Source organism: Candidatus Desulfatibia sp. (genome assembly GCF_036446775.1).
Taxonomy (GTDB): Bacteria; Desulfobacterota; Desulfobacteria; order Desulfobacterales; family UBA11574; genus Desulfatibia_A.
The window spans coordinates 1-4372 of sequence record NZ_JAZFTO010000198.1 but is presented as its reverse complement, the minus strand read 5'-3'; the positions used below and the strand labels follow the sequence as shown (position 1 = coordinate 4372).

Genomic DNA, 4372 nt, shown 5'->3' with positions numbered 1-4372 from the left:
CAAATCACAATGACCGAAATTCAAAATAATAAACTTTGGAATTTCCTTGAGATTTGGTGCTTGTAGTTTGGAATTTCCTTGGAATTTGGTGCTTGTAGTTTGGAGCTTGTTTGTTTTTTGGTGCTTGGAATTTGTGATTTTAGACACAAAACTCCAAGGCAGAGCCAAATATCTCTGACCTGGCCCAAAGGACCAGGTTTTTCAGGACTGAATAAACGGGTACTGGATGCCGGCCCCGTTGAATTTCCCGATTGATAACTATTCATGAAAACCGCATCAAATCTTAATAGACTGCATGTAGCATCAGGTAATTACGTTATCAGTAAGAAAAAAAATGTGGGCCTGGATGCCTGTTTGGGAACCTGCGTCGGGATAACACTCTGTGACAAGGAAGCAGAGGTGGGGGGATTGATCCATTTACTTCTGCCGGAACCTCCCAACCCTCAAAATCCGTGGAAACCCGGGATTTATGCCTCAACAGGCCTACCTATATTTATTAAGGCTCTTTGCGAATCCGGAGCCGGTAAAAATAATTTGGAAGCGTGTGTTGCCGGCGGAGCCTTGGTGGGCCCGGTGTCCAGGCAGGATCTCGACCTTGATATCGGCGGAAGAACCGCTGCAATTGTCAGGACAATCCTCAAGGATGCAGCCATACCGATTCGCAAAGCCGAAACCGGCGGTTACTTTAGCTGTCGTCTGAGTCTTGATTTGAATACGTTTAAAAGTTCTATTCAACCGCTCAGTACGCAAACTCCCCCTGCTGTAGAGAATTTTGTAAAGCCGACGGCCGGTGAAATTACCCATGCGATCCAACTTGTTCAACCTATTCCTCAGATAGCCCTTAAAATGACAAGAATGATCAATGAAGCAAATTACAACATGAGCGCAGTGGCCGGGGAAATCAAACAGGATCAAATTTTAGCCGCTAAAGTCATCAGATTATGCAATTCATCCTTTATCGGTTTAAAGAGAAAAGTCGACTCCATTGACAGAGCCCTTGTTATTCTTGGTGAAAAGCTGCTCCTTCAATTGCTGCTGACCGCTTCCCTGGAGCTTTTCTTGACTGATTCCGGGCAGGGTTACTCTCTTTGTAAGGGAGGCCTTTTTCAGCATGCTCTGGGAACGGCCATAGTTTCTGGAGAACTGGCCGAGCTTACCGGCAAAGCCTCACCGGAAATAGCATATACGGCCGGGCTGCTTCACGATATTGGTATTATTGTTCTGGATCAATTCATTTCATCTGTTCACCCTTTTTTCTACAGGCGAACCCAGATCGATGGGGTTGAACTTTGTGAAGTAGAAAGTGAAAAACTTGGCATAACCCACCCTCAGGCCGGCGAACGGCTGGCTGAAAATTGGTCTTTGCCTGACAACTTGGCGGATGTAATTCGACATCATCACTACCCTGAAAAAGCCCAGGTGGACCCAGAGTTAACGCATCTGGTTTATTTGGCTGACTTGCTTATGAATAGATTTCAGGTGGGACAGGTATTAGAGTCGCTGAATATGGAAAAGCTACCGCAACGGTTGCAAAAAGTAGGCTTGAAGCCCTCTCAGTTTGCAGCTGTTATAGAATTAATTTCTCAAAAAATATTCGATCCTCAGCAAGATAATTCCATCGTAATCCCTCAATTGTAACTTGTGAACGGTTAGGGTTTAAGCTTCCCCTTCTTGCACAGATCCACAAAGACAGCTACGATTTCAGGATCAAATTGACTGCCGTCACTTTCCTTAATGATCTTGACAGCAACATCATCCGGCATTTTCTGACGATATGCACGATCTGTGGTAAGGGCATCAAAAACATCGGCTACCGACAGGACTCGAGATAGAAAGGGAATCTCTTTACCTTTAAGACCGTCCGGATACCCTTTGCCGTCATATCTTTCGTGATGGTGCCTGATTATGCCCTGCTCGTCCGTCCACATGCCAAGATGCCCAATAATATTGCTTCCAGTTAAAGGGTGCTTTTTGATAACCTCATACTCTTCTTCTGTAAGCCGTCCGGGCTTTAACAGTATGTTGTCCGGGATACCTATCTTACCGATGTCGTGCAGGTTGCCGGCAACGTATAATTTGTCTATCTCTTCTTGCGAGCATCCGTATGCCTTGGCAATTGACATGGCATAATTTGACACCATTGTCGAATGCTGCTTGGTGTACGGATCTCTGACCTCGATGGCTTCGACAAAGGCGTAAAGTGTGGCAAAAAGATTGCTGTAAATATTTTCATAAAGGGCCAGGTTTTCCACTATGGAGGATGCCTTTTCCGCCAGAAAATTTAAAAAATATATATCTTTTTCGCTAAACACGTACGGGCCGTTTTTAATAATTGCAAACAGGATACCAAAGATCTCCGACCGTATTTTAAGAGGAATACCAATGATAGTGTTATTGCCGTTGTGACCTTTGATAAGGCAGGGAATCCCGTCATCTGCGACCTTTTTGACAATGCTCTTTTCCAACCATCCGGCCGAGGCCGTACTATTATCGTCATCTTTAAAAAAAGAAGCGATGATGGTATGCTCTTGCATCTGTTGGGTAAAAAAACAGAAATGGGCCTCATCGCAAACGGTTATTTCGCCTGACAGTTTAACCAGGGTGTTAAAGAGATCCTGGCTGGTTGTCACCTGATTTAACTTCTGCAGTATCAGATTTATACTCTCAATTTCCTTGATTTTCTGTTGCAATTCTTGATTGATCTTCAGAAGTTTGCGGCCCTGTTCAGCCTCTTTTCTTAATAAAATATTCTCGACAAAAAGCGATCTTTCGGCCATAACCCGCCTAATCGTAGGAAGAATTTGATCGATTTGGAAGGGTTTGGTTAAAAAATCGACCACCCCGTTTTTTAAAGTCTCGATGGCATTATCCATAGTAGGATTGCCGGTCATGACCACAACCGGTATAGTATTATCTAACAGGTGGATGCGTCGGGTTAGCTCCAAACCGTCCAGTCTGGGCATGGAAAGATCTGTAAAACAACAGTCAATTTCTTCTTTTTCTATTATATCTAAAGCTTCAAGGCCGTCACAGGCGGTAAAAACCGTATATTCGGTGGCAGTTTCAAAGTAATCCTTAAAAATGTCCCGGATATAGTCTTCATCATCAACAACCAGTATCGTTAGATCTTCATTCATATAAAATGAGCTCATCTTTCGAAATTTGGCTTGCAAGATTCGTAAGCGTTCACAGGTTCTGAGTTCACCGTTCAGGGTTACCTTTCGTAGGCGTTCACAGGTTCAGGGTTGCTTTTTATTTGTTAACCTTTACTAACTAACCCTGAACCTCTGAACCTGTGAACGGTTACAAAGGTTCAGGTTATCATTTTAAGAAGGTGACTTTTGAATGCCTTGAATTCGCTTGCAGTCAGGGTGCCGCTTTCTCTTAAGGAAGAGAGTGCCTGCAGCTCATCGACGTAGCTGCTGGAAGGTGAACTATTATTGTAAAGATAGTGCAGATTTGGCATGTTAGAAGAAAAGAATTTGATTTTTGCTATTTTGTCATCTTCATTCTTCTTTGCCTTTAATACCACCAGTTCATGGTAGGCATTCTGCAATTTTTTTAAAAGTTCCCTGTTTTCTCTATGCAACTTTATCTTGTCTACGGCATTCTCTACGACAATCTTGATCTCTTCAAGCTTCCATGGTTTCCTGATATAATCGTAGGCGCCTTCTTTGATGGCCGTGACTGCCGTTTCCAAAGAAGCATAACCGGTGATGATAATTACCAGGGCATCCGGATTGGATTTTATGGCATATTTAAGTACATCGAGCCCGCCCATCCTCGGCATTATTAAATCAACAATGACCAGGTCGTATACGCTGCGCTGGATGCTTTTAACGGCATCCACACCATCATAGCATACGTCGACCGCTCTTTCCTTATTAGAAACGATATCGACTAGAATATCGGCTATATCCCTGTCATCATCAACAATAAGAATTTTTATTTGTTGGCTCGTTTCTCCAGGCATATATCAGGGCCTAGCTCCCAAGGTATTTTTTTAACCTTTTCTATCCATTATCAGACCGACCATTTCGTCGAACTTGGCCGCAAGATCTAATACCTCTTTAGGTGGAATCTCTCTGATAAGTTTACCGGTCGATCCCTCCCTTACAATGACCATTATCTGGCCGGAAGCCTCATGAACAGAAAATTGCAGATCTACATCACTAATAAACTTCAGATTTTCCTGAACATCGGCGGCCAGTTCTTTCAGGTCGGCTGCACTAGGCTCGTGAACCGGCTTTTCAGCCGCTTCGTCTTTCGGGCTCATCCCTGTCCCGGCCGGAAGCCCGGCCTGGACCGGCATGACCGTGCTGCTTTCAATATTTTTTACAGGTTCAACTAACATAAGTCCATTCCTCCCTTA

4 protein-coding genes are annotated in these 4372 nt (G+C 43.8%); 1 reads left to right on the top strand and 3 read right to left on the bottom strand.

What is annotated here, in order from left to right; translation table 11 throughout:
* The first annotated feature begins 264 nt into the window (after positions 1-264).
* The gene (locus V3S16_RS09770; RefSeq protein ID WP_413884499.1) at positions 265-1638 is read left to right on the top strand and encodes an HDOD domain-containing protein; all 1374 of its coding nucleotides are present in this window, start codon (positions 265-267) and stop codon (positions 1636-1638) included.
* Between the two features lie 11 nt (positions 1639-1649).
* On the opposite strand, the gene V3S16_RS09765 is transcribed toward V3S16_RS09770, so the two are convergent.
* The 3 genes from V3S16_RS09765 to V3S16_RS09755 all read right to left on the bottom strand — a co-directional run bounded on the left by V3S16_RS09765 (position 1650) and on the right by V3S16_RS09755 (position 4354).
* On the bottom strand, positions 1650-3137 hold the full coding sequence (locus V3S16_RS09765) for an HD domain-containing phosphohydrolase (RefSeq protein WP_413884498.1): 1488 nt from the start codon (positions 3135-3137) through the stop codon (positions 1650-1652).
* 176 nt (positions 3138-3313) lie between these two features.
* Positions 3314-3973, bottom strand: a complete 660-nt coding sequence (locus V3S16_RS09760) for a response regulator (protein WP_413884497.1) — start codon at positions 3971-3973, stop codon at positions 3314-3316.
* A 30-nt stretch (positions 3974-4003) separates the two neighbouring features.
* On the bottom strand, positions 4004-4354 hold the full coding sequence (locus V3S16_RS09755) for a flagellar protein FlaG (RefSeq protein WP_413884496.1): 351 nt from the start codon (positions 4352-4354) through the stop codon (positions 4004-4006).
* Positions 4355-4372: the final 18 nt, after the last annotated feature.

Coding starts and splice junctions, on each gene's coding strand:
- V3S16_RS09770 (WP_413884499.1), top strand. CDS start 265: ATGAAAACCGCATCAAATCTTAATAGACTGCATGTAGCATCAGGTAAT.
- V3S16_RS09765 (WP_413884498.1), bottom strand. CDS start 3,137: ATGAATGAAGATCTAACGATACTGGTTGTTGATGATGAAGACTATATC.
- V3S16_RS09760 (WP_413884497.1), bottom strand. CDS start 3,973: ATGCCTGGAGAAACGAGCCAACAAATAAAAATTCTTATTGTTGATGAT.
- V3S16_RS09755 (WP_413884496.1), bottom strand. CDS start 4,354: ATGTTAGTTGAACCTGTAAAAAATATTGAAAGCAGCACGGTCATGCCG.